Below are 24,784 nucleotides of genomic sequence, written 5' to 3'. Positions count from 1 at the left end.
GCTACTGAAGAAGCGCGGCGATGCCGTCCGACAGCTCGCCGAGCGCGTCGCTCATCGCGGCGACGTGGCCCGGCGTATCCGGCGTCGCGACGGGCTTCGAGATCGAGAAGTTGCGCGCGGCGGTCCGGGTCGGCCGGTTGAACCCGATGGCGACCTGCGCCAGCAGGATGACGTTGCCCCCCTTGTCGGCGTCGAAGCGCTGGATGTCGATGCCGACCGTGGCATACGGATCCGCCGTGATCGACCCGGCTTCGCTGTAGACTTGGCTGTTGGGCAGGCGCTGCGACAGTTCGATTACGATCGTCCGCCCGAGCATTCCGCCGACCGGCTCGCCCCACCAGGCGTTCGCGCGGACGTCGAGCTTGGAATCGTCCGTCGAACGGACGATCTCCTTGCGGTCGAGATAGCCGGGCAGGCCGATATCGCGCACCTGCACGATGCGCGGCCCCCGCGGGAGCACCGGCCCCGGCCTCACGGCGAGCGTGTAGAGGACGGGTTCCGGCGAGGTACTGCAGGCCTGGAGTGCCGGCGCCGCGAGCACCGGGAGGGCGAGGAGGCCGAACTGGCGCCGGCCGAAACGAAGGGAGGTCATTCCTTGCCTGTGTTGGTGCGGCCCTTGATCAGGGCCTCGGGGTGACGCGTCAGAAGGTCGGCGAGGGAGCGGATCGAGCGCGCCGCGTCGGTGAGCTGCGGGAGCAGGCGATCGAGCTCCCGGTTGAACTTCGACGTGTCGCCGTAGCCCTTGTCGACCGAGCCGATCAGGCGATTGGCCTTGGTGACGGCCTCCTGCAGCTGCTGCGCGATGTCGGGCAGGCGTTTCAGCGCCGGCGTGCCATCGACGTCGAGCTTGTGGGCGATGTCCTGCACGTCGATCATCGCCTTCTCGAGGGCCACCAGCGTCGCCTTGATCTGCGGCCCGTTCACCATCTGCTCGATGCCGACGGAGGCGCTGAGCAGGCTGTTGCCGATCTTGTCGAAGTCGATGCGGTTGATCTTGCTCAGGAGTTCGCTGGCCGAGGTGGTGATGCTGTCGAAGCCACCCAGCTCGACAGCCGGGATCACATAGTGGCCGTCTTCCTCGGTGAGCTCGCCGGGCTTGGGATCGGCGAGGACCTCCAGCGATATGACCTTCTGCGGGCTGATCAGGCTCGGCGCCTGCAGCGTCGCGCGCAGGCCGCGCTTGATCATCTCTTCGGCGACGTTGATGGGCTCCATTCCCCGGGTCTTTGCGAGGTTGCTGACCCTGCCCGACTCGACCCGATAATGGATCGGCGCGACGATGCGGTCGGTCTTGGGATCGTAAACCAGCCCGACGCGGGTCACTTCGCCGATCTTGAGGCCGTGGAACCTCACTTCGGAACCCTCGGTCACGCCGGCGACCGACCCCGGAAAATAGGAGATCAGCTTGATCTGCTGGCCGAAGCCCGCGGACTTGGCTTCTTCGAGGTTGGCGTAGAGCTTGAAGCGATGCTCGGCCTGGCTGATCGGAGCGGTCGAGTCGTGCGCCGTGTCGAAGGCGATGCCGCCGAGCAGGATGGCGCGCAACGATTCCATCTGGATGTTGACGCCGTTGGCGCCGAGCGAGATCGACAGGCCGGACGCGTTCCAGAAGTTGGTATCGTCTCGCACGTAGCGATCGTACGGCGCGCGCACGAAGGCATGGATGGCGACCCGGCTGGCGAGATCGTGCAGGTCCCAACCCAGCACCGTCCCGACCTCGATGTCGCGGAAGAAGATCGGTGCGCCGAGGCTGATCGATCCCAGCCGCCTGGAGTCGAGCCGAAAGGTCGTTCCCTTGACCGAGGCCTGGAGAATGGGCGGGTCTTCCTGGCCCACGAACTCACGTTTTGCGGCGCCCGACTCGGAGGACGGCCGCATGCCGATGTAGGAGCCCGACAGAATGGTCTCGAGGCCGGAAATATTGCCGGCGAAGAGCTGCGGCTTCACCACCCAGAAGATGGTCTTGTCGGTGAGCAGCGGCTCGGCTTCCTTCACCGTCTCGATCGTCACCAGCACCTTCGACAGGTCGGGCGGGATGGTGATGGTCTTGACCGTCCCCATGACGACGTTGCGGTACTTCAGCTGCGACTGGCCGGCCGTGAGGCCGGCGGCCGTGTCGAACGACACGGTGATCATCGGGCCGCGCTTGGAGAAGGCGTCCCATGCCAGCCAGCCGGCGATGAGCGCCGTCGCGATGGGCACCAGCCAGACCAGCGGGAACCGGCGGCGACGCCGAACAGGAGCCGCCCCGACGGCGCTCTGCGCACCAGGTTTCGCCGCGGCCGGGATCCCGGAAACCGATCCGGGCGGGGCTTGATCTGTCATCGTACCTCGTTCGGCCCGCGGTCAGACGGGACGTTCAGCGTTCCCGGTCGTCGATGTCGCGGGCCAGGACCTCGCGCTTGCCGACATGGTTCGCGGAGCTGACCACGCCCTCGCGCTCCATGCGCTCGACGATGCGGGCGGCCCTGTTATAGCCGATCTGGAGGTAACGTTGGATGAAAGACGTGCTGCATTTGCGCTCGCGGGCCACCAGCGCGATGGCCTGGTCGTAGAGCTGGTCGCTCTCGCCCTCCTCGGCATCGCCCGGCAAGCCGCTCCCCGAGCCCTCGCCGTCGGGATCGTCGGTGACCGATTCGATGTAGGCCGGCGCGCCCTGGGCCCGCAGGTGACGGACCACCTCCTCGACCTCGCCGTCGCTGACGAAGGGGCCGTGGACGCGGGCAATCTTGCCGCCGCCGGCCATGTAGAGCATGTCGCCCTGCCCCAGCAGCTGCTCGCCCCCCTGTTCGCCCAGGATGGTGCGGCTGTCGATCTTGGACGTCACCTGGAAGGAGATTCGGGTCGGGAAGTTGGCCTTGATGGTGCCGGTGATGACGTCGACCGACGGCCGCTGGGTGGCCATCACGACGTGAATGCCGGCCGCGCGCGCCATCTGCGCCAGGCGCTGCACCGTCGCCTCGATCTCCTTGCCGGCGACCAGCATCAGGTCGGCCATCTCGTCGATGATGACGACGATGAAGGGCAGCGGGTTCAGGTCCATCTCTTCGTCTTCGAAGGTGGGCTTGCGCGTCTCGGGATCGATGCCGGTCTGGACCTTGCGGGTCAGCACGCCGCCCTTGCGGGCCGTCTCGGCGAGCTTCTCGTTGTAGCCGGCGATGTTGCGCACCGCGACCGCGCTCATGGCGCGATAGCGGTCCTCCATCTCGCGAACGACCCACTTCAGGGCCACGATCGCCTTGCGCGGCTCCGTGACGACGGGAGTCAGCAGGTGCGGGATGTCCTGGTAGACGCTGAGTTCCAGCATCTTCGGGTCGATCATGATGAAGCGGCACTGATCCGGCGTCAGCCGGTAGAGCAGCGACAGGATCATGGTGTTGACCGCCACCGACTTGCCCGAGCCGGTGGTGCCGCCGATCAGCAGATGCGGCATGCGGGCGAGGTCGGCGATGACGGGATCGCCGCCGATATCCTTGCCCAGCGCCAGCGGCAGGCCGAGGCGCAAATCCTCGTAGTGCTTGGTCGACAGCAGTTCGCGCAGGAACACCGTCTCGCGCTTGGCGTTGGGCAGCTCGATGCCGATGACGTTGCGGCCGGGCACGGTGGCGACGCGCGCCGAGACCGCACTCATCGAGCGGGCGATGTCGTCGGCAAGACCGATGACGCGGCTCGACTTGGTGCCGGGCGCGGGTTCGAGTTCGTAGAGGGTCACGACCGGTCCCGGCCGCACCTTCACGATCTGTCCTTTCACACCGAAATCTTCGAGCACCGTCTCGAGCAGCCGCGCGTTCTGCTCCAGCGCCTCCTCGTCGATCTTGGGCTGGGCGTTGACCCTCGAGGGCAGCGACAGGATGTCGAGCGGCGGCAGCTGGTAATCGGCCCCGAGGGCCAGCTCGCGCTGCCCGGCCTTGGCGGCGCGCTTGCCCTGTGGCGCGGCCGACTTGCGCGGCACGATCTTCACGGCCGCGGGGGCCGGCGGCGCGGCCACCGGCTGCTCGACGTCGAGCGCATTGTCGGGCGCGAACGGATTGTCGTCGGTCTCCTCGTCCACCAGCTCTTCGGCGACAGGTGCGGGCGGGGGCTCGACGGCGACCGGCGGCGGCGTCTCGAACTCCTCGTCGGCGACCGGCTGGCGGTAGTGTGCCGGCGCCGGCGCGGGCACGGCTTCATAACCGCCGAAGCCCGGTTCGATGCGTTCCGCTGCCGCAGCGGACGCCGGCGCGGAGCGGCGCATGAAGGGTTCGATCCGCAGGCCGCCGGTCAGGCGACTGAGGAAGGTGCGTTCCTGCACGTGTGAAGGCGCAGGCTCGTCCAAGACCGGCGAGTGCATGCGAAGGCCGCCGGGTGCCTCCGGAATGTCGTCGGCCGGCCGCTCGATCGGGGCATAGGGCGCATCGACCATGAGCGAATCGCGCGCCGGCAGCCCCGCGCCTTCCTCGGGGATCTGCTCGTAGCGGGTCTCGAACCGCGCCGGATCGTACTGGCTGGCATCGATTTCGCCCGGAATCTCGGCATAGCCGATGTGGGGCGCCGGCAACTCGTTCTCCTCTTCGAGAGTCTGCGGCTTGCCGCGCCACAGGTCCACGGCCGCCCGCATGCCCAAGGCAACCCACAGGAAGGGCGCGCGCAGGATGCGGAAGATCAGCGGCAGGTCGGTGCGGTTCATGCCGAGCGCCGGGGCCATCGCGATGAAGGCAAGGGCGGCCGCACCGGGCTCGATGAAAGTGAGGGCGCCGCCGCTCGAATGGGTGAGCACAAGTTCGCGGAAACGGCCGACCAGCGCGAGACCGACCAGGCCGCCCGGTCCGGCATGGGTGGCCGCACCGCCGACATCGCCCAGGCCCACACAGGCCACGCTCATCATCAGCAAGGCCAACAGCAGCAGCGAGAGACGCAGCCCGAAGAAGCCGAGATGATGCGTGCGCACCATGCGCACGCCCCAGGTGATGAAGGCGACCGGCGCGAGAATGATGGCGAGACCGAAGGTCTGCAGCAGCAGATCCGAGATGTAGGCGCCGGGCAGGCCGAGCAGGTTGTTGGGTGCGCGCGCGGTGGCGTGATTGAGCGAGGGATCGCCGGGGCTGTAGGTGAACAGCGCCATCATCAGCGCCAGGCCGAAGCCTGCGGTCGCGACGCCGACGATCTCCATCATGCGGCGTCGCAGGAAATCCCGCCCGCCCTCCGGCAGGATGGAGGTCCTGGGCTGCAACGCTGAAGAGAGGCTCAGCATGGCCATGCGCGATTGCGCTCCCTAAAGAACGGACGCGAGGCGCTGGAGCCCCTCGCGAGTGGTCTTCTCGTCATGCACCAGCGCCACGCGGATGTAGCGCTGCGAAATGTTGATCCCGTTGGTCTCCCGGCAGGCATAGGCGCCCGGCAGCACCTTGACGTGCGCCTCGCCCCACAGCTTGCGCGTGGCTTCCTCGCCATCGCCCACGTCGAGCCACAGGAAGAAGCCGCCACCCGGCGTGTAATAGGAGAAGCGGTTATGCAGGATCTGTTCGGCGATCCGGAAATTCTTCACGTACCATTCGCGCGTCTGGACCGGATGCGTCTCCTCGCGCCACAGCGCGGCCGACGCCTTCTGGACGGCGAACGGAATTTGCGGGCCGCCATAGCTGCGCCAGCGCAGCACCATCGCGACCAGCTTCGGGTCGCCGGCCATGAAGCCCGAGCGCAGGCCGGCCGCGTTCGACCGCTTCGAGAGCGAATGGAAGACCGCGAGATTGTGGAACGGATCCTTGCCCCCGGTCTCGTCGATCTCCAGCGCCGCTTCGAGCGCACCCGGCGGCGGCGCCCCGGTGTAAATCTCGGCGTAGCACTCGTCGACGGCCAGCACCGTGTCGTACTTGCGGCAGAGCTTCAGCAGCTTCTGCAGATAGTCCTTGCTGGCGATCGCACCCTGCGGATTGGCCGGCGAACAGAGATAGACGACCGACATCCGCTGCCAGGTCGCTTCATCGAGGCTCTCATAGTCCGGCAGGAAGCCGTTCGAGGCTTCGGCGTTGACCAGCAGCGGCTCACCGCCCGACAGGACCGCCCCGCCGAGATAGGCCTGGTAGAAAGGATTGGGCAGCGCCACGATCGGCTTGCCCCCGCCCTTCTCCTGCGGCGTCGCCACCGTGGAGATGATGTAGACGCCTTCCTTGCTGCCGGCCGTCGGATGGACGTGCAGGTTGGGATCGAGCAGCCCCTGCGGCAGCTTGTAACGGCGGGTCAACCACTCGCAGATCGCGAGGTTGAGGTCGGGCAGACCCTGGTTCGGCGGATAGCGGTTCCAGCCATCGACTTCGTCGATCACGATCTGCCGCGCGAAAGCAGGCATCGCGCCCTGCGGCTCGCCCACCGACATGTTGATCATCGACAGGTGTGCCGGCGGCGCGATCGGAGCGATCAGGGCGTTCAACCGCGCAAAGGGGAAGTCTGTCAGCGTCTCGGTCAGGCGCGGATTGAACATCTCGTATCCAGTGGCCGAACCGGCCGAACAAAATAAAGGTGCCGACCGAAAGGCCAGCCTATTGCCACATTCTATGGAACAAATTTGCCAATCACAACAATGGAATAGGCTTGTTTCTTGAGACAAAGGAAGGGCTTGCGTTCCTTCCGCGCGCGACCACAATCGGTAGTCGGCCATGACGCCGCATGGCCGATGGAATTGCCTATTCTCTAGTCAGTTGTGTCGCGGTTAGAGGGCGTTGGAACCCGACTCGCCGGTGCGGATGCGCACCGCCTGCTCGACTGGCGTGACGAAGATCTTGCCGTCGCCGATCTTGCCGGTATGGGCCGCCTTCTGGATGGCCTCCACCGCCCGCTCGACCTGGCCGTCGTCGACCACGATCTCGATCTTCACCTTGGGCAGGAAGCTCACGAGATATTCGGCACCACGGTAGATCTCGGTCTGGCCCTTCTGGCGGCCGAAGCCCTTGACCTCGCTCACCGTCAGACCCGACACGCCGACGCCGGTCAGCGCGTCGCGCACCTCGTCGAGCTTGAACGGTTTGATGATGGCGGACACGAGCTTCATCTGATTTCCCCTCCGGCCTTCCGGCATTGGCCCCCAGACTGGCCCGCCGCGTTCGCGGCGTCAAACGCCGGACAGAAAGCGGGCCCGGCGAGGGACTCGCCGGGCCCGAGGGTCCGCCGCGACACGGTGCGGCGGATGAGAGGGAACCAGGAGGAGAGAGGGGTTCCCGATCTCGAGGAGGAGACGGTCCTAGTGGATCGTCTCGCCATGCAGGTTGATGTCGAGGCCCTCGATCTCTTCCTCGTTCGTCACGCGCAGCCCGATCAGGGCATCGACGACCTTGAGGATGACGAAGGTGGCCACGGCGCACCAGGCGATGCAGACCAGCGAACCCCAGAGCTGTGTCAGGACCTGGCCGGCATTGCCGTCGATCAGTCCCTTCTTGCCCTCGCCGCCGATCACTTCCACGGCGAACACGCCGGTCAGGATGGCGCCGACGAAGCCGCCGATGCCGTGCACGCCGAACGCGTCGAGCGAGTCGTCGTAGCCCATCGCCTTCTTGAGGCCGGTGGCACCCCAGAAGCAGACCAGGCCGGCGACGATGCCGATGGCCAACGCACCCATCGGGGTCACGAAGCCCGAAGCCGGTGTGATCGCAACGAGGCCGGCGACGGCACCCGAGATGATGCCGAGGACCGACGGCTTGCCGCGCGTCACCCACTCCGCGAACATCCAGGCCATGGCCGCCGCGGCCGCGGCGAACTGCGTCACCGCCATCGCCATGCCGGCATTGGGGCTGGCGCCGACGGCGGAGCCGGCGTTGAAGCCGAACCAGCCCACCCACAGGAGGGCCGCGCCGATCACCGAGTAGACCAGGTTGAACGGCGCCATGTTCTCGGTGCCGAAGCCCTTGCGCTTGCCGATGACGAGCGCGCAGACGAGGCCCGCGACGCCGGCGTTGATGTGCACGACCGTGCCGCCGGCATAGTCGAGAACACCCCAATCGCCCAGGAAGCCGCCGCCCCACACCCAGTGAGCGATCGGCGCGTAGACGATCAGCGACCACAGGGCCATGAACCACATCATGGCCGAGAATTTCATGCGCTCGGCGAAGGCGCCGGCGATCAGCGCCGGCGTGATGATGGCGAAGGTGAGCTGGAAGGTCATGAAGACGGTCTCGGGGATCGTCTTGGCGAGGTCATGCACGCCGTCGAGGGTGAGGCCCGACATGAAGATGCGGCTGAGGCCGCCGACGAGCGAGCTGCCCGGCGTGAAGGCCAGGCTGTAGCCGACGATCAGCCACAGGACGGAGATCATGCAGGTGATGGCGAAGCTCTGCATCACCGTCGCCAGCACGTTCTTCTTGCGGACCATGCCGCCGTAGAACAGCGCGAGACCGGGAATGGTCATCATCAGAACGAGCGCCGTCGAGGTCAGCATCCACGCCGTGTCGCCGGTATCGAGCTTGGGCGCTGCCGCCGGAGCAGGCGTCGCGGCGGCCTGGGCCAGCGCAAGCGCGGGCAGAAGCAGCACCGCGGCCGCCCCCGCGCCCGCAAGCACCGAATTGGTCTTGAACTTCATCGTTGTCCCCTGATTCTCGAGTTGATTCTGGTGTCGGATCACAGAGCTTCGATACCGGACTCACCGGTGCGGATGCGGATCGCCTGTTCGACCGGCAGGACGAAGACCTTGCCGTCGCCGATCTTGCCGGTGCCGGCCGCCTTGCGGATGGTCTCGACGGCGCGCTCGACCAGAATGTCGTCGATCACGACCTCGATCTTCACCTTCGGCAGGAAGCTCACGGCGTACTCCGCGCCGCGATAGATTTCGGTCTGGCCCTTCTGACGGCCGAACCCCTTCACTTCGCTCACGGTCAAGCCCTGGATGCCGAGCGCCGTCAGGGCATCCCTGACCTCGTCCAGCTTGAAGGGTTTGAAGATTGCCACGATCATTTTCATTTGCGCCTATCCTCCAACGGGCGGCACGCCCGCCCCCAAAGTTCAATTCGACGTGAGCAAGGGTCGTGCCAAAACAAACACAACAAATTGCAGCTTCATTTTTGGCACGCCGCTTGCTGGGAATGGGGCGGAAACAAGTCATAAGTCTTTGGGGGTGGTCGTGTTGCTTAAAAAAACCGCTGTTCTGGCTACTTCGCTGATTACTATCTATGCAACCAGCGCCGCCCATGCACAGGGCACGCCAAATCCGCAGACCGTAACGGTCACGCAGGATCAGCAGACGGCTCAGGGTACGCCCGATGCGGCAACCACGCCGGCGACGCCCGAGAAGGAGACCTGGAAGGCTCCGTTCGGCGGCAGCTTCACCGCCGGCCTGGCGGTTCTGAACGAGTACTCCTATCGCGGCATCTCGCAGACCCAGCGCCAGGTCGCCGTCCAGGGTTCGCTCGGCTACGAGACCCCGACCGTCAGCGAGAAGATTCCGCTGAGCGCCTATGTCGGCGCCTGGGGCTCGAACGTCGACTTCCCCAACACCGGCACCTGGGCGGAAATCGACGTCGTCGCCGGTCTCAAGCTCAAGCTTCTGGACGACAAGCTCACCTTCGACCTGGGCTACATCCGCTACAACTATCTCGGCGCGCCCTCGAACCTGTTCTACGACTTCAACGAATTCGGCCTCGTCGCCGGATACGATTTCGGCGTCGCCCAGCTCAGCGCCGCCGTCCGCTACAGCCCCAACTTCTTCGCCAACTCCGGCAATGCCTGGTACAAGTGGGCCTCGCTCACCGTTCCCATGCCGTTCCTCCACGTCAACGAAAACGTGGCCTTCAAGGCCTTCGGCACCATCGGCAACCAGTATGTCGAGCGCTTCACCAACTACGGCATTCCCAACAACAACTACTGGGATTGGCAGCTCGGCCTCGTCGTCTCGGTCTACGGCTTCGACCTCTCCGCCGCCTACACCGGCACGAACCTGAGCGTTCAGGACTGCCTCGGCACCCAGAACTGCGCCAGCCGCGTCATCGTCGGTATCTCCAAGACGTTCTGATCAATCGCTTCCTGCAGCCATAGAGGGTTGCCGCCCTGCGGGGCGGCTGCCATCTATGGTCCATGGTTAGCCGTCCCTTCGATCCGGTTCCCGCTGGCTCTGCCCCGTTTGACCTTGCCGTCGTCGGGGGAGGCCTCAACGGCAGCCTCTTAGCCCTTGCTGCCGGCGAATCGGGCCTGTCGACGGCGCTGATCGACCGCGTGCCGCTCGCCTCGCTGGCCGAGGCGGGATTCGACGGCCGCACCACCGCCATCGCCTACACCAGCCAGCGCCTGTTCGAGGCGCTGGGAGTCTGGGACGAGGTGGCGACCGAAGCCGAACCGATCCGCGACATCCGCATTTCCGACGCCGGCCACGACGGCCGCGCGAGCCCCTTCTTCCTTCATTTCGATCATCGCGAGGCGGCCGAGGACCCCGAGACGGCCGCACCGATGGGCTGGATCGTGGAGAACCGCTTCCTGCGGGCAGCCCTGCTGCGCCGGCTCGCCACCTGCGCCAAGGTCGAACTCGTGTCCCCCGACGAGGTTGTCGAGACCGAGCGTGGGCCGGCGCGCGCCGGCCTGACGCTGAAGAGCGGCCGCCGCCTCGCCACCCGCCTGATCGCCTCGGCCGAGGGCCGCCTCGGCTCGATTCGCGAGGAGGCCGGCATCGGTGCCCGCAGCTGGTCGTACGAGCAGATCGCCATCGTCCTCGTGGCCCACCATCACGAGCCGCATCGCGGCGTCGCCCAGGAAAAGTTCCTGCCCGGCGGTCCCTTCGCCATCCTGCCGATGACGGACGGTCCCGGCGGCGAGCATCGCTCGTCGATCGTGTGGACCGAACGGTCCGATCTCGCGCGCCGCCTGCTCGAACTCGACGAACCGCGTTTCCAAGCGGAATTCGCGCGGCGGTTCGGCGACCATCTCGGTCCGGTCGTGGCGTCGGGACCGCGCTGGTCCTATCCGCTGCGGCTCGTCCATGCCGAGCGCTACATCGACACCCGCCTGGTGCTGGTGGGCGACGCCGCGCACGGCATCCATCCCATCGCAGGCCAGGGCTACAATCTCGGCGTGCGGGACATCGCCGCCCTGGTCGAGGTGATGATCGACGCCAAGCGCCTCGGCCTCGACGTCGGCGGGGCCGATACGCTGGAGCGCTACGCGCAATGGCGGCGGGCCGACAATTTCACCATGGTCGCGGCCACCGACCTGCTCAATCGCCTGTTCTCCAACGACATCGCGCCGCTCCGCCTGGTGCGCGATGCGGGCCTCGCCGCGGTGAACCGCGTGCCGGCGCTGCGCAAGTTCTTCGTCCGCCACGCCATGGGCACGGTCGGTGACCTGCCCAAGCTGATCCGGGGCGAGCGGCCCTAGACTTGCGGCCCTAGACTTGGCGGAACACGAGCCCTATCTCAGGGGCCAATTTCGAGGACATTCGCATGGCCACTCCCCAGACCTCGGCGCAAGTGCCCGTTACCGTGCTCACCGGCTATCTCGGAGCCGGCAAGACCACCCTGCTCAACCGCATCCTGAGCGAGCAGCACGGCAAGAAATACGCCGTCATCGTGAACGAATTCGGCGAGCTGGGCATCGACAACGACCTCGTGGTGAATGCCGACGAGGAGGTCTTCGAGATGAACAACGGCTGCATCTGCTGCACCGTGCGCGGCGACCTGATCCGCATCATCGAAGGGCTGATGAAGCGCAAGGACAAGTTCGACGGCATCCTGGTCGAGACCACCGGCCTCGCCGATCCGGGTCCCGTCGCCCAGACCTTCTTCACCGACGAGGACGTCAAGGCCAGGACGCGCCTCGACGCCATCGTCACCGTGATCGACGCCAAGCACTTCTTCGGCCAGCTCGAGCAGGGCAGCGAAGCCGAGCAGCAGGTGGCTTTCGCCGACGTGATCCTGCTCAACAAGACCGACCTGGTGAGCGCTGACGAACTCGCGAAGGTCGAGGACAGGATCCGTGGCATCAACCGCTACGCCCGCATCTTCCACACGCAGAAGAGCCAGATCGGCCTCGACGCGATCCTCGACAAGGGTGCGTTCGACCTCGGCCGCATCCTCGAGTTCGAGCCCGACTTCCTGCACAGCGGCCACGACCATCATCACGAGGACGAGGTCCGCAGCCTGTCCATCACCGCCGACCGGCCGGTCGATCCCGACAAGTTCCAGAAGTGGATGGGCGCGCTGCTGCAGATCAAGGGCGCCGACATCTTCCGCAGCAAGGGCATCCTCGCGATCGACGGCGCGCCGCGCCGCTACGTCTACCAGGGCGTCCACATGATGATGGACAGCGCCTGGGGCACGCAATGGAAGGACGGCGAGAAGCGGTCGAGCAAGCTGGTCTTCATCGGCCGCAACCTCGACGGCGACAACCTGCAGCGCGCCTTCGAAGACTGCCTGAAGTAGGACCGTGAAGATCGATCTCGCCAATCCGGCCTGGCAGCAGACGCTGCCGCCGGCCCGCTCCGTCGCCACCGACGCTCCGGTCGCCGCCTGCGCCTTCAACCGCGACGGCACGACCGTCGCCTTCGCGCTGGGCGATGGCGTGGTCCGCGTCCTGCCCGCCGACGTCAAGGCTGCCGCGCCCGACGCGGCGGAGCCGCTGCACAAGGGCGTCGTGCTGGCGCTGGTCGGCGACCCGGCCGGCGACGGATTCGTGAGCGGCGGCGACGATGGCCGCGTTCTGCGCATTGCAGCGGACGGCACGTCGACGGAACTGCTGGCGCAGAAGGGCAAGTGGTTCGAGCATCTCGTCGCCCACAAGACGGGAGCGGTCGCCGGGTCGGCAGGCAAGACCATGTTCCTGTTCCGCGACGGCGAGGTCCGCGAATTCGGGCCGCATCCCAGCACGGTCGCCGGCCTCGATTTCAGCAAGGACGGCAGCCGGGTCGCCTGCGCGCATTACGGCGGCATCACCGTGTGGAGCCTGAGCAAGGACGTCGCCCTGCCGCCGCGCCGCTTCGCCTGGCAGGGCAGTCATGTGGCCCTGCGCTGGAGCACCGACGGCAAGTTCATCGCCACCGGCACGCAGGAGAACGACATCCATGTCTGGCGCGTGGCGCAGGCCACCGACATGCGCATGCAGGGCTATCCCGCCAAGGTGAAGTCGCTGTCGTGGACCGCCGACGCGCGCTTCCTCTACACCTCCTCGCAGCCGGTCTTCACGGCCTGGCCGTTCACCGGCAAAGGGCCCGAAGGCAAGCCGCCGCTGCAGTTCGGCGACGAGGGCGCCGGCCTCATGACCGTGGTCGCGGCGCATCCGGCCGCAGAGTTCGTGGCCGGCGGCTACGACTCGGGCGAGCTGCAGCTCGGCGACATCCGGACAAAGCGCTCGGTCGTCCTGAAGATGGCGGATGGCTCCGCCATCACCTGCCTCGCCTGGTCTCCCGACGGCTTCAAGCTGGCCGTCGGCAACGACCGCGGCGACCTCCTGACGATCGATTTGCGACGTTAGGAGCATCATCGCAATCTCAGCCGGGGCTGCTAGGGTTATCCGATGAAGATCATCCTGGTCCTCTGGATCTTTGTTCTGAGCCTCACGGCGAACCCCGGCTGGGCAGCAGACCCGGTGGCCATTCCGGGCAGCCGGGTGTCGCTCGTGCCTCCCGCGGACTTCGTTCTGTCGAAAGAGTTTGCCGGCCTGCAGGGCGAGAAAGCCTCGGTCCTCGTCGCGGAAATTCCCGGTGCTCCATACGAAACATTGACCGCTGCCATTCAGAGCGGTGCGATGGCTCAGCAGGGTGTCGAAATCACCGGAGGCGAAGAGCTAACGGGCCTGCCGTTCCGCGCGCGCATGTTTCGGGGAAAGCAGAAAGCTCAGGACGGCGCCGAGGTGAACAAGTGGCTCATGCTCGTGGATGCCCCGACGCTTACACTTGTCAACGTATCAGCTCTCAGGGACGCGAACACGCTGACCGAGGACAAGGTGAAGGACATGTTTCGCAGCGTCAGGATCGCTGCGTCCACGGCGGGTGACCCGATAGACGCCCTGCCTTTCGCGATTACCGCTTCGCCGCGTTTCTCCCACCGCCAGGCGCTGGCCGGCAACGGCCTGATCGTCACCATGTCCAAGCCGAGCGCGGCAGACAAAAGCCAGCCCGGTCTGGTCGTTTCCAAGACGTTTCAGCAGCCCGTCCCGAAGACCCAATGGAATCAGGCCGTAGCCGCCTTCGTGAAGTCGACCCAGACGCTCAAGTTGGACAAGGTCGAGGATCCCACGTCCATCGAGATCGGCGGTCTCGAAGGGCTTCAGTTCACGGCAACCGGCACCTCGGGTGGCGATCCCGTCAAGACGTTGGTCACCATGCTGTTCACGCCGACGGGCGGCTACACGATGGTCGCCATGGCGTCGCCCGAGCGCTTCGACGCCGCCCTGCCCGACTTCCGTACGATGATGGCCAGCTTCCGCCTGAAGTAGGACGGAACTCCATCGGCCACTACCCTCGCCGCACCAGCACGCGGTGAGACACGAGGCAGAGGATGCCCGCGATGCCCATCGCCGTCGTCATCGGCGCGATGGTGCCGTCGAAGGTCTGCCCGACGATCGCGCCGAAGATCGCGCCGGCGCCGAACGTCATGACGCCCATCAGCGACGACGCCGTGCCGGCCATGTGCGGGTAGTGCTGCATCGCCATCGCCGTCGAATTGGGCGCGATCAGGCTCAGCGTCGCGATCTGGAAGACCATGCAAACCAGAAAGGGCCACAGGCCGATCGTGCCGTACCGAGCCTCGATCCAGCCCAGGACCATCGCCGCCACGCCGGACACGGCCGGAACGATCACCGCGACGCGCAGGATGCGGCCTGCTCCCAGGAGGCGCACGAACCGCGCATTGAACAGGCTGCCGATGGTCATGAAAATCACCATGCCGCCGAACACCACGCCGTAGAACCGGGGCGAAATCCCGTAGCGCTCGATAAAGACGAACGGCGATCCCGAGATGTACGAGAACAGGGCGGCGAACATGAAGGACGAGGTCAGGGCATAGCCCATGAAGGTGCGCGTGCTCAGCAGCTCGCCGAACCGCTTCAGGATCTGGCTGAAGACCAGCGGCTGGCGATACTCCGGCTTCAGCGTCTCGGGCAGCTGGAACCACGCGACGACGAAGGCAATCACGCCGGCGGAGGCCAGCACCCAGAAGATGGCACGCCAACCGGCAAACCACATCACCTGGCCGCCGATCACCGGCGCCAGCATCGGCGCGATGGAGGTGCAGGCCATCATGAGCGACATGGCGCGCGCGGCGTGATCCTTTTCAGCCAGGTCGCGGACCATCGTGCGCGCCAGCACGACGCCGCCGCAGGCGGCGAGGCCCTGCAGGAAACGCAGGGCGATGAGATGGCCCGCCGCCGCGGCAAACGCACAACCGATGCTCGTCAGCACGTAGACCACGAGGCCGATCAGGATGACCGGGCGGCGGCCGAAGCGGTCGCCTGCGGGGCCATAGAAGACCTGCCCCACGCCGAAGGCGATCATGAAGGCCGACAGCGTGAGCTGGATGTCGCCGGCCGAGGATTGGAGGTCGACCGCAATCACCGGCAGGGCCGGCAGGTACATGTCGATCGAAAGCGGGGTGAAGGCCGACAACAGCGCCAGCACCGCCAGAAGGAGCGGCGACAGGGTCGGACGAGTCGTGGTGTTCATTGCGCGGTGGCTCTACAGGCATCCATGGCATCTCGCCATGCTATAAGCGGACCATGACATCGCTGCCTGACCTGTCAGAAACGCAGATCCGCCGTTACGCGCGACATATCGTGCTGGCGGAGATCGGCGGCATCGGCCAGTCGCGGCTGATTGCCGCGAAAGTATTGGTCGTCGGCGCCGGCGGTCTCGGCGCACCCCTCCTGCAGTATCTGGCCGCGGCCGGTATCGGCACGCTGGGTGTGATCGACCACGACACGGTCGATCTCTCCAACCTGCAGCGGCAGGTGATTCATCGCACGTCCGACATTGGCGTTTCCAAGGTCGAAAGCGCACGCCGCGCGCTGGCGGAAATCAATCCCGACGTGAACGTGCAGGCCCATGACGAGTGGCTCACGGCGGACAACGCCGAGAGTATCGTCGCCGGTTACGACATCGTGGCCGACGGCAGCGACAACTTCGCCACCCGCTATCTGCTGAACGACGTCTGTTACGCGCTCCGCAAGACGCTGGTCTCGGCGGCGATCCTGCGCTTCGACGGCCAGATCTCGACCTACAAGGCGTGGCAGGGCGCCGGGCATCCCTGCCTGCGCTGCCTCTTTCCCGAGGCTCCGTCGGAAGAGGCGGTGCCGAGCTGCGCGCAGGCCGGCGTGCTGGGCGCGCTGGCCGGCACCCTGGGCACGCTGCAGGCCACGGAGGTGGTTAAGGAGATCCTGGGCGTCGGCCGCTCGCTCTCGGGCTCGCTCCTGCTCTACGACGCGCTCAATGCCTCCTTCGAGACGCTGACGGTGACCAAGCGGCCTGGCTGCCCAACCTGCGGCGATGGCGCCGGGGCGGACGCATGAGCGCGGGCGGCGTCTCCGTCATCCTGCGTTCCGACGATTACGAGAGCGTTCACTACGGCCTTGCGCTGGCCGCAGCGGCGCTGGCGGTCAACAAGCCGGCGGTCCTGTTCTTCACCATGGGCGGCATCCGTGCCCTGCAGGGCTCGCCCCCGCCGCTCAGGGACTGGGATCGCGACGCGGGCAACCGCGCGCGCGGCGTCGGCGACTTCGAGACGCTGCTGCAGGCCTCAGTCGAGCTTGGCGCGCGGCTGATCGTATGCGAAATGGGCCTGCGGTCGCTCGACATCGATCGTGCGAGCCTGCGCGCCGACGTCCCCTTCACGGTCGCCGGCATCGTTACCTTGCTGGAAGAGACCAAGCCGGGCATGCACCTGGTTTCACTGTGATTCTGTGGGAGACTTCATGACATCCGCTACCTTCGACGTGCTGGGAATCGGCAACGCCATCGTCGACGTCATCTCGCGGTCCGATGAGGCCTTCCTCGGCAAGCACGGTCTGGTGAAGGGCAGCATGATGCTGATCGACGAAGACCGCGCCGAGCAGCTCTATGCCGGCATGGGTCCCGGCGTGGAAGTGTCCGGCGGCTCGTGCGGCAACACGATGGCCGGCATCGCCTCGTTCGGCGGCAAGGGCGCCTATATCGGCAAGGTGCGCGACGACCAGCTCGGCAAGGTGTTCGGCCACGACCTCAAGGCGACGGGTGTCTCGTTCGAGACGCCGGCCGCGACAGACGGTCCGGCCACGGCACGCTGCCTGATCCTGGTGACGCCCGACGCCCAGCGGACGATGAACACCTATCTCGGTGCCTGCACCGGTCTCGGCCCGGCAGACATCGACGCCAAACTCGTCGCCTCGGCCCAGGTCACCTATGTCGAGGGCTACCTGTGGGACGCGCCGGCCGCCAAGCAGGCGGTGCTCAAGGCCTTCGACGCCGCCCGCGCGGCGGGCCGCAAGGTCTCGATCACGCTGTCGGATTCCTTCTGCGTCCATCGCTACCGCGACGAGTTCCGCGACCTGATCCGCAACAAGGTCGACATCCTGTTCGGCAACGAGGCCGAGATCAAAGCGCTCTACGAGGTCGAGACCTTCGAGCAGGCGCTCGCGGAAGTGCGCAAGGAAGCCAAGATCGCCGCCCTCACGCGCAGCGAGAAGGGCTCGGTCGTGATCAAGGGCGACGAGACCTACGAAGTCCCGGCGGCCCCGGTCTCGAAGGTCGTGGATACGACCGGCGCCGGCGATCTCTACGCCGCGGGCTTCCTGTTCGGCTTCACCCACGGCAAGCCGCTGGCCGAGTGCGCGCGTCTGGGCGGCATCGCCGCCGCCGAAGTGATCTCCCATGTCGGCGCCCGGCCGGAGCAGGCGCTGAAGGGCCTGATTTGAGCGCTGCCGAACCGGCGAAGGGATGGCGGGAGTCGCTCGCGACCTACCGCCATCCGCGCGTCCTCCAGTTCCTGTTTCTCGGCTTCTCGGCCGGGCTGCCGTTCCTGCTGGTCTTCTCGACGCTCTCGGCGTGGCTGCGCGAGTATGGCATCAGCCGTACCGCGATCGGCTTCATCAGCTGGATCGGCATCACCTACTCGTTCAAGTTCGTCTGGTCGCCGGTCGTCGATCGCGTCCCCCTGCCGCTGCTGACCCGCTGGCTGGGGCGACGCCGCTCCTGGATGCTTCTGGCCCAGAGCGGGATCGCGGGCGGCCTGCTCGCCATGGCGTTCTGCGACCCGCGCACCGACCTGTGGTGGATGGTCGTGTTCGCGCTGGTCGTCGCCTTCTCCTCGGCCACCCAGGACATCGCCCTCGACGCCTGCCGCATCGAGGCGACGGATGCGAGCCTGCAGGGCGCGACGGCCGCGACCTACCAGCTCGGCTACCGCATCGCCGTCCTGGCCGCCGGCGCGGGCGCCCTCTACGTGGCGCAGTACGTTTCCTGGACGGCGGCCTACCAGACGATGGCGGCGCTCGGCCTCGTCGGCATCGTGACGACGCTTCTGATCTCGGAGCCGGAGCGGCGCGCCACGGCAGGAACCAGCGAGCTCGAAGGCAAGGTGGCCGCCTTCGCCGCGGGCCTCGGGGCCATGCCCGATTGGGTCCGCAAGGCGCTGATCTTCGTCTACGGCGCCATCGTCTGCCCGTTCGTCGATTTCTTCGCGCGCTTCCGCTGGATGGCCGTCCTGCTGCTGCTGTTCATCGGCCTGTTCAGGCTGTCGGACATCGCCATGGGCGTCATGGCCAACCCGTTCTACATCGACATGGGTTTCAGCAAGGACCAGATCGCCGACGTCTCCAAGATCTACGGGTTCGTCATGACGATCCTGGGCGCGCTGCTGGGCGGGGCGCTGGTGTTCCGCCTCGGCGCGGCGCGGCTGCTGATGCCGGCGGTGTTCCTGATCGCCGCGAGCAATCTCACCTTCTCGTGGCTGGCGTGGGTGGGCGAGCCCGACCTGACGATCCTCACGATTGCGATCAGCGTCGACAACCTGGTGGGCGGCATGTCCGGATCGATCTTCATCGCCTTCCTGTCGGGCCTGACCAATACGGCTTACACGGCGACTCAGTACGCGCTCTTCACCTCGATCATGACCCTGCCCGGCAAGCTGCTCGGCGGGTCCTCGGGCTGGGTCGTGGACAGGCTCCAGGAAGACTTCACCGCCACCCACAAGTTCGGCGGATACGCGATCTTCTTCGTCTATACCGCGCTGCTCGGCCTGCCCGCGCTGGTCCTGGCGGCGATCGTGCGCCGGCACTTCGAAAAAGAAACCCCTCCTTCCTGACGGAAGGAGGGGTCAGTGGCTCGGCTGCGGTGTCGTGTTCCGAGCCGGGGAACCGGCCCGTTCCAGGGAGCGGGGCGTGGGGTGCCTGCAAGGAACGAGCAAGCTCTGTCTAGGCGCCCGACGCTACAAAACCGTTACTGGGCGTGTGGAAAACCCGCCCGCGCAACCGCGATTGCCGCCGTGCCGCATCAACCTGGCGTCGAATCGAGGGCGTAGCCGGCGGCGCGAACCGTGCGGATCACGTCGGCGTGGTTGTCGCCGTTGAGCGCGATGCGCAGGCGACGAATGTGAACGTCGACGGTGCGGGCCTCGACATAGACATCCTTGCCCCACACCGAATCGAGCAGCTGTTCGCGCGAGAAGACGCGGCCGGGATGCTCCATGAAGTGCCGCAGCAGGCGGAACTCGGTGGGACCGAGATGGAGCGGCCTGCCCCCGCGCGTCACGCGATGCGCGACAAGGTCCATGACGATGTCGGCATAGGACAGCGCCTCGTCGGCCAGCGCCGGCCGGATGCGCCGCAGCACGGCACGGATGCGCGCAATCAGCTCGGTGGGCGAGAAGGGCTTCGGGACATAGTCGTCGGCACCGGCGTCGAGGCCACGTACGCGATCGCCTTCCTCACCGCGCGCCGTCAGCATGATGATCGGCACGTTGGCGGTCGCGGTCTGGCGTCGAAGCTGACGACAGACCTCGATGCCGGACATCAGGGGCAGCATCCAGTCGAGCAGGATGAGGTCGGGCACGTCCTCCTGCACGGAGCGCAGCGCCTCCTCGCCGTCATAGGCGACCGCAACCTTGAAGCCGGACTGTTCGAGGTTGTAGCGCAGCAGCTCGACCAGCGCCGTCTCGTCCTCGACGACCAGCACATGCGGCTTCATCGTCGAGGTGTGCGCGTCACGCCGCGCAGGGCTGGTGGCGACCATCGTCACGGCGTCGGACCCGCCGCGCTGCCGGACGTGGCATACATCGCCGCGCTGCCCTTCGGCCGGTCCTCCTCGAAGCCGTGGCCGGTCGCCCGGAAGCTCACCAGCTCGGCGATGTTGGTCACATGGTCGCCGGCGCGCTCGATGTTCTTGGCCATGAACATGAGATGCGTGCACCCGGTGATCGTGCGCGGATCCTCCATCATGTAGGTGAGCAGCTCGCGGAACAGGCCGGTGTAGACCTGGTCGATCTCCTCGTCGCGTTCCCACACGTCGCGCGCCTTGGCGACGTCGCCCTGGGCGAAGGCGTCGAGCACGTCCTTGAGCGCCGTGCGCACCAGCCGGCCCAGCCGATCGATCCCGGCGATGGCCGAACTAGGCGCCGCGGTCTGGCTCAGCACGATGCTGCGCTTGGCGGTGTTCTTGGCATAGTCGGCGATGCGCTCGAGCGCCGCGGCGATCTTGATCGACGACAGGATGACGCGCAGGTCGACCGCCATCGGCTGGCGCAGGGCGAGCAGGCGCACGGTCTGTTCCTGCACCGCCTCGTCGAGCGCGTCGACGCGGGGGTCGTCGACGATGACCTTCTCGGCGATCTCCGTGTCCCGCTCGCGCAGGGCCCGCAGCGACTGGGCGAGCTGGCTTTCCGTCAGGCCGCCCATTTCGCTGATCGTGGCGCTCAGCCGTTCCAGCTCCTCGTCGAAGCGCTTCAGGGTATGTTCGGGCATCGTTTGTCCCTTCTTCTCGTTCTCGTGGCCGCTCAGCCGAACCGGCCGGTGATGTAGGCCTGGGTGCGCTTGTCGGTCGGGGTGGTGAACACCGTGGCCGTCGCGCCGAACTCGACCAGCTCGCCGAGATACATGAAGGCGGTGAAGTCGGAGACGCGCGCCGCCTGCTGCATGTTGTGGGTGACGATGACGATCGTGTAGTCCTGCTTCAGCTCGTCGATCAGCTCCTCGATCTTGGCCGTCGAGATCGGGTCGAGCGCCGAGCACGGCTCGTCGAACAGGATGACTTCGGGCTTCACCGCCACCGTGCGGGCGATGCAGAGGCGTTGCTGCTGTCCGCCCGACAGGCTGAGGCCGCTGGCGTTCAGCTTGTCCTTGACCTCGTCCCACAGCGCGCCGCGGCGCAGCGCGTGCTCGACCCGGCCATCGAGTTCCGACTTGGGCAGGTTCTCGTAGAGCCGGACGCCGAAGGCGATGTTCTCGTAGATCGTCATCGGGAACGGCGTCGGCTTCTGGAACACCATGCCGATGCGCGCGCGCAGGAGGTTGATGTCCTGGCCTTCGCGCAGAAGGTTGTCACCGTCGAACATCACGTCGCCGGTGGCGCGCTGGCCCGGATAGAGGTCGTACATGCGGTTCAGGATGCGCAGCAGGGTCGACTTGCCGCAGCCCGAAGGCCCGATGAACGCCGTCGCCTTGTTGGCGTAGAGCGACATGGTGATGCCCTTGAGCGCCCGGCTGTCGCCATAGAAGAACTCGAGGTTCTTGAGCGTGATCTTGGGCGTGAGCTTCGAGACGTCGAGCTTGGCGTGGCTGGCGACCGGAACCGCGACGTTGGGCGTTTCCGTGGATTGCATGGACATCAGGATTTCCTCGCGGAGGTGAGCGAACGGGCCAGGATGCTGAGACCCAGCACGGTGACGGTGATCAGGAGCGCGCCGGTCCAGGCGAGCTTCTGCCATTCGGCGTAGGGCGACAGGGCGAACTGGAAGATGACCACCGGCAGGCTGGGCATCGGCGCATTCATGTTCATGCTGAAGAACTGATTGTTCAGGGCGGTGAACAGGAGCGGTGCCGTCTCACCGCTGATGCGGGCAACGGCCAGCAGGATGCCGGTGACGATGCCGGCCTGCGCCGCGCGGTAGGCGATGCGGACGATCATGTGGGCGCGCGGCAGGCCAATCGAGGCGGCCGCCTCGCGCAGGGTGTCGGGCACCAGGTTGAGCATATCCTCGGTCGTGCGGACGACGACGGGGATCACGATCACGGCCAGGGCGACGGCGCCGGCCCATCCCGAGAAGTGGCCCATCGGCGCGACCAGGATCTCGTAGACGAACAGGCCGATCACGATCGAAGGCGCGCTGAGCAGGATGTCGTTGATGAAACGCACGACGCTCGAGAGCTTGTCGTGACGGCCATACTCCGCGAGGTAGGTGCCGGCCAGGACGCCGATCGGCGTGCCGATCACCACCGCCAGAGCGGTCATCACGATGCTGCCCATGATTGCGTTGAGCAGACCGCCCGCGGCACCGGGGGGAGGTGTGTTTTCGGTGAACACCGCGAGCGAGAGCCCGCCGATGCCCTTGTAGAGCAGCACACCCAGGATCAGGACAAGCCAGCCCAGTCCGAAAACGGTTGCAGCGTACGCCAGGCTCTTGGCGATGGTGTTGCGGCGGCGGCGGCCCGCGTAGAGCGGACTGTCCATGGCGGCCGTCTTGGAGGCAGTGGTTGCCATGATCTTACTTCCCTCCCTGCCGCTGCAGGCGCATCAGCATGTAGCGAGCGATCGCCAGCACGATGAAGGTGATGAAGAAGAGGATGAGGCCGAGCGCGACCAGCGACGAGGTGTAGAGATCGCCCACCGCTTCGGTGAATTCGTTGGCGATGGAGGCAGAGATCGTCGTGCCCGGTGCGAACAGCGAGGCCGACACGTGATGGGCGTTGCCGATCACGAAGGTGACGGCCATCGTCTCGCCCAGCGCGCGGCCGAGGCCCAGCATGAAGCCGCCGATGACGCCGACGCGCGTGAACGGCAGGACGACGTAGCGGAACACTTCCCAGGTCGTGCAGCCGACGCCGTAGGCCGCTTCCTTGAGGACCGGCGGCACCGCGTCGAACACGTCGCGCGAGATCGAGGTCACGAAGGGCAGCACCATGATCGCGAGGATCAGGCCGGCGGTGAACATGCCGATGCCATAGGGCGGGCCCGCGAACAGCGTCGACAGGATCGGCACATTGGCGAAGGTATCGATGAACAGCGGCTGCACGTACTGCTGCAGGAAGGGCGCGAAGACGAACAGGCCCCAGATGCCGTAGATGATGCTGGGGATGCCGGCCAGCAGCTCGATGGCGATGCCGATCGGGCGGCGCAGCACCTTCGGGCAGAGCTCGGTCAGGAAGAAAGCGACCATCAGGCCGACCGGCACCGCGATCACCATCGCGATGAACGACGTGACCAGGGTGCCGAAGATCGGCGCCAGGGCGCCGAACCGCTCGGTCACCGGGTTCCAGGATTCGTCGAACAGGAAGCCGAAGCCGAACGTGCCGAGCGCCGGCGCGGCACCGACGACGAGCGCGATGATGACGCCGCTCAGCAGGGCGAGCACGGCGAGCGACGCGCCGCGCGTCAGCCCGTGGAATATCGAGTCCGTCAATCTCAGGCGTCGAAGCACCGCCGCCCGCGAGGCGGATACCGCCGCCGGCGCGCTTGTGCCCTTCAATGCAACTTCACTCACGTCCCGCTCCCCCGAAGCCATAAGCCCCCCAAGAATGAAGGGCGGGTGTCGCCACCCGCCCCGTCACCGTTTAGTTCGTCGGCGAGTACAGCGGCTTGCCGCTGGCGTCTTTGATTTCCGCCGCCCACATCTTCATGATGTCGTTTACGACGTTCTGGGGCATCGGCACGTAGTCGAGCGAGTCCGCCATGGCGTCGCCCTTGGTGTAGGCCCAGGCGAAGAACTTCAGCGCCTCGGCCGACTCCGCCATCTTCTCCGGCTTCTTGTACATCAGGATCCAGGTCGCGGCCGCCATCGGCCAGGACTGGTCGCCCGGCTGGTTGGCCAGGATCACGCCGAAGCCCGGCTTGGAGTTCCAGTCGGCGCTCGCCGCGGCGGACTGCACCGTATCCGAGCCCGGGGCGACAGCCTTGCCCGCCTTGTTGATCATCTTGGTGAAGATCATCTTGTTCTCTTTGGCGTAGGCGTACTCGACATAGCCGATCGAGCCCTTGGTCTGCGCCACGTTACCGGCCACGCCTTCATTGCCCTTGGCGCCGATGCCCACCGGCCACTGCAGCGCCGTGCTCACGCCGACCTTCGTCTTCCAGTCCGGGCTCACCTCGGCCAGGTAGTAGGCGAAATTGTAGGTCGTGCCCGATCCGTCCGAACGACGCACCGGCACGATGGCCTGCTTCGGCAGCTTGACGTTGGGGTTGAGCTTGACGATCGCCGCATCGTCCCAGCTCTTGATCTGGCCGAGATAGATGTTTGCCAGCGTCGGCCCGTCGAGCACCAGCTCGCCCGGCTTGATGCCTTCGAGATTGACGACCGGCGTCACCGAACCCATCACCATCGGAAACTGCACGAGGCCGGACTCTTCGAGATCCTTGCCCGTGAGCGGGGCGTCGGTGGCGCCGAAGGTCACGGTCTTGGCCTTGATCTGCTTGATGCCGCCGCCCGAGCCGATCGACTGGTAGTTGAGACCGTTGCCGGTCTCCTTCTTGTAGGCGTCGGCCCACTTGGCATAGACCGGGTAGGGGAAGGTGGCGCCGGCGCCGGAAATGTCGATGGCATAGGCGGCCGCCGGGGACAGCGCAAAAGCTGTCGCGAGGACGATCTTGGTCAGGTTCACGGGGTTCTCCTGTGTTGAATTTCGAAGCGCCCGTCATCTAGGAGCCGTACGTCTCCCTCATATGACGGAT

The 24,784-nt window shown here is 66.4% G+C and carries 23 protein-coding genes; 9 read left to right on the top strand and 14 right to left on the bottom strand.

Features of this window, described 5'->3' with window-relative positions; all coding sequences use genetic code 11:
* Position 1: 1 nt before the first annotated feature.
* From ACO07K_RS26705 to ACO07K_RS26675, 7 genes are all read right to left on the bottom strand, one after another.
* Entirely contained in the window at positions 2–592 is a 591-nt protein-coding gene (locus ACO07K_RS26705) for a PqiC family protein (RefSeq protein WP_422033322.1), read from the bottom strand.
* On the bottom strand, positions 589–2,325 hold the full coding sequence (locus ACO07K_RS26700) for an intermembrane transport protein PqiB (RefSeq protein WP_422033320.1): 1,737 nt from the start codon (positions 2,323–2,325) through the stop codon (positions 589–591). Before ACO07K_RS26700 ends, ACO07K_RS26705 begins: the two co-directional genes overlap by 4 nt.
* A gap of 34 nt (positions 2,326–2,359) precedes the next feature.
* On the bottom strand, positions 2,360–5,236 hold the full coding sequence (locus ACO07K_RS26695; RefSeq protein ID WP_422033318.1) for a DNA translocase FtsK: 2,877 nt from the start codon (positions 5,234–5,236) through the stop codon (positions 2,360–2,362).
* Between the two features lie 15 nt (positions 5,237–5,251).
* Positions 5,252–6,457 (bottom strand): aminotransferase class I/II-fold pyridoxal phosphate-dependent enzyme, encoded by a 1,206-nt coding sequence (locus ACO07K_RS26690; protein ID WP_422033316.1) that lies wholly within the window; start codon positions 6,455–6,457, stop codon positions 5,252–5,254.
* A gap of 228 nt (positions 6,458–6,685) precedes the next feature.
* Positions 6,686–7,024 carry a P-II family nitrogen regulator gene (locus ACO07K_RS26685; protein WP_295133713.1) on the bottom strand — a complete coding sequence of 113 codons (339 nt, stop codon included), beginning with the start codon at positions 7,022–7,024 and terminating at the stop codon, positions 6,686–6,688.
* A gap of 189 nt (positions 7,025–7,213) precedes the next feature.
* A complete protein-coding gene (locus ACO07K_RS26680; protein ID WP_422033314.1) occupies positions 7,214–8,545 on the bottom strand; it encodes an ammonium transporter in 1,332 nt (443 codons plus the stop codon).
* A 38-nt stretch (positions 8,546–8,583) separates the two neighbouring features.
* Positions 8,584–8,922, bottom strand: a complete 339-nt coding sequence (locus ACO07K_RS26675) for a P-II family nitrogen regulator (protein ID WP_298312750.1) — start codon at positions 8,920–8,922, stop codon at positions 8,584–8,586.
* A gap of 160 nt (positions 8,923–9,082) precedes the next feature.
* Between ACO07K_RS26675 and ACO07K_RS26670 the strand changes: the two genes are divergently transcribed.
* From ACO07K_RS26670 to ACO07K_RS26650, 5 genes are all read left to right on the top strand, one after another.
* Entirely contained in the window at positions 9,083–9,970 is an 888-nt protein-coding gene (locus ACO07K_RS26670; RefSeq protein WP_422033312.1) for a TorF family putative porin, read from the top strand.
* Positions 9,971–10,032: 62 nt separating this feature from the next.
* On the top strand, positions 10,033–11,322 hold the full coding sequence (locus tag ACO07K_RS26665) for a UbiH/UbiF/VisC/COQ6 family ubiquinone biosynthesis hydroxylase (protein ID WP_422033310.1): 1,290 nt from the start codon (positions 10,033–10,035) through the stop codon (positions 11,320–11,322).
* Positions 11,323–11,387: 65 nt separating this feature from the next.
* Positions 11,388–12,365 carry a CobW family GTP-binding protein gene (locus tag ACO07K_RS26660; RefSeq protein WP_298312741.1) on the top strand — a complete coding sequence of 326 codons (978 nt, stop codon included), beginning with the start codon at positions 11,388–11,390 and terminating at the stop codon, positions 12,363–12,365.
* A gap of 4 nt (positions 12,366–12,369) precedes the next feature.
* Positions 12,370–13,413 carry a WD40 repeat domain-containing protein gene (locus ACO07K_RS26655; protein WP_422033308.1) on the top strand — a complete coding sequence of 348 codons (1,044 nt, stop codon included), beginning with the start codon at positions 12,370–12,372 and terminating at the stop codon, positions 13,411–13,413.
* Positions 13,414–13,455: 42 nt separating this feature from the next.
* Complete coding sequence (locus ACO07K_RS26650) at positions 13,456–14,376, top strand: hypothetical protein (protein WP_422033306.1); 921 nt, start codon at positions 13,456–13,458, stop codon at positions 14,374–14,376.
* A 19-nt stretch (positions 14,377–14,395) separates the two neighbouring features.
* On the opposite strand, the gene ACO07K_RS26645 is transcribed toward ACO07K_RS26650, so the two are convergent.
* Entirely contained in the window at positions 14,396–15,601 is a 1,206-nt protein-coding gene (locus tag ACO07K_RS26645) for a Bcr/CflA family multidrug efflux MFS transporter (RefSeq protein ID WP_422033304.1), read from the bottom strand.
* Between the two features lie 53 nt (positions 15,602–15,654).
* On the opposite strand from ACO07K_RS26645, the gene ACO07K_RS26640 reads away from it, so the two are divergent.
* Genes ACO07K_RS26640 through ACO07K_RS26625 form a run of 4 tightly spaced genes read left to right on the top strand, consistent with a single transcriptional unit; the run spans position 15,655 to position 19,211 of the window.
* Entirely contained in the window at positions 15,655–16,443 is a 789-nt protein-coding gene (locus tag ACO07K_RS26640) for a HesA/MoeB/ThiF family protein (protein WP_422033302.1), read from the top strand.
* Entirely contained in the window at positions 16,440–16,829 is a 390-nt protein-coding gene (locus tag ACO07K_RS26635; protein WP_422033300.1) for a DsrE family protein, read from the top strand. Before ACO07K_RS26640 ends, ACO07K_RS26635 begins: the two co-directional genes overlap by 4 nt.
* 16 nt (positions 16,830–16,845) lie before the next feature.
* Positions 16,846–17,823: an adenosine kinase gene (locus ACO07K_RS26630; protein ID WP_422033298.1), complete on the top strand. Its 978-nt coding sequence runs from the start codon at positions 16,846–16,848 to the stop codon at positions 17,821–17,823.
* Positions 17,820–19,211, top strand: coding sequence for an AmpG family muropeptide MFS transporter (locus tag ACO07K_RS26625; RefSeq protein ID WP_422033296.1), 1,392 nt, complete (start codon positions 17,820–17,822; stop codon positions 19,209–19,211). Before ACO07K_RS26630 ends, ACO07K_RS26625 begins: the two co-directional genes overlap by 4 nt.
* Before the next feature lie 188 nt (positions 19,212–19,399).
* Here the strand turns inward: ACO07K_RS26625 and phoB are convergent, their stop codons facing one another.
* From phoB to pstS, 6 genes are read right to left on the bottom strand one after another with little or no spacing between them, the layout of a single operon-like run.
* Positions 19,400–20,092, bottom strand: a complete 693-nt coding sequence (gene phoB / locus ACO07K_RS26620) for a phosphate regulon transcriptional regulator PhoB (RefSeq protein WP_422036711.1) — start codon at positions 20,090–20,092, stop codon at positions 19,400–19,402.
* Between the two features lie 47 nt (positions 20,093–20,139).
* A complete protein-coding gene (gene phoU / locus ACO07K_RS26615) occupies positions 20,140–20,865 on the bottom strand; it encodes a phosphate signaling complex protein PhoU (RefSeq protein WP_422033294.1) in 726 nt (241 codons plus the stop codon).
* A 32-nt stretch (positions 20,866–20,897) separates the two neighbouring features.
* Positions 20,898–21,722 (bottom strand): phosphate ABC transporter ATP-binding protein PstB, encoded by an 825-nt coding sequence (gene pstB, locus ACO07K_RS26610; RefSeq protein WP_422036710.1) that lies wholly within the window; start codon positions 21,720–21,722, stop codon positions 20,898–20,900.
* A 5-nt stretch (positions 21,723–21,727) separates the two neighbouring features.
* Positions 21,728–22,600: a phosphate ABC transporter permease PstA gene (gene pstA, locus ACO07K_RS26605; protein ID WP_422009691.1), complete on the bottom strand. Its 873-nt coding sequence runs from the start codon at positions 22,598–22,600 to the stop codon at positions 21,728–21,730.
* Between the two features lie 4 nt (positions 22,601–22,604).
* Positions 22,605–23,621 (bottom strand): phosphate ABC transporter permease subunit PstC, encoded by a 1,017-nt coding sequence (pstC, locus tag ACO07K_RS26600; RefSeq protein ID WP_422033292.1) that lies wholly within the window; start codon positions 23,619–23,621, stop codon positions 22,605–22,607.
* Between the two features lie 49 nt (positions 23,622–23,670).
* On the bottom strand, positions 23,671–24,714 hold the full coding sequence (gene pstS / locus ACO07K_RS26595; RefSeq protein ID WP_422009689.1) for a phosphate ABC transporter substrate-binding protein PstS: 1,044 nt from the start codon (positions 24,712–24,714) through the stop codon (positions 23,671–23,673).
* Between the last annotated feature and the right edge of the window lie 70 nt (positions 24,715–24,784).

The organism is Reyranella sp. (assembly GCF_965228225.1).
GTDB lineage: Bacteria > Pseudomonadota > Alphaproteobacteria > Reyranellales > Reyranellaceae > Reyranella.
Note: the sequence above shows the minus strand (reverse complement) of the source record. Positions and strands in the feature narration are given on the sequence as shown.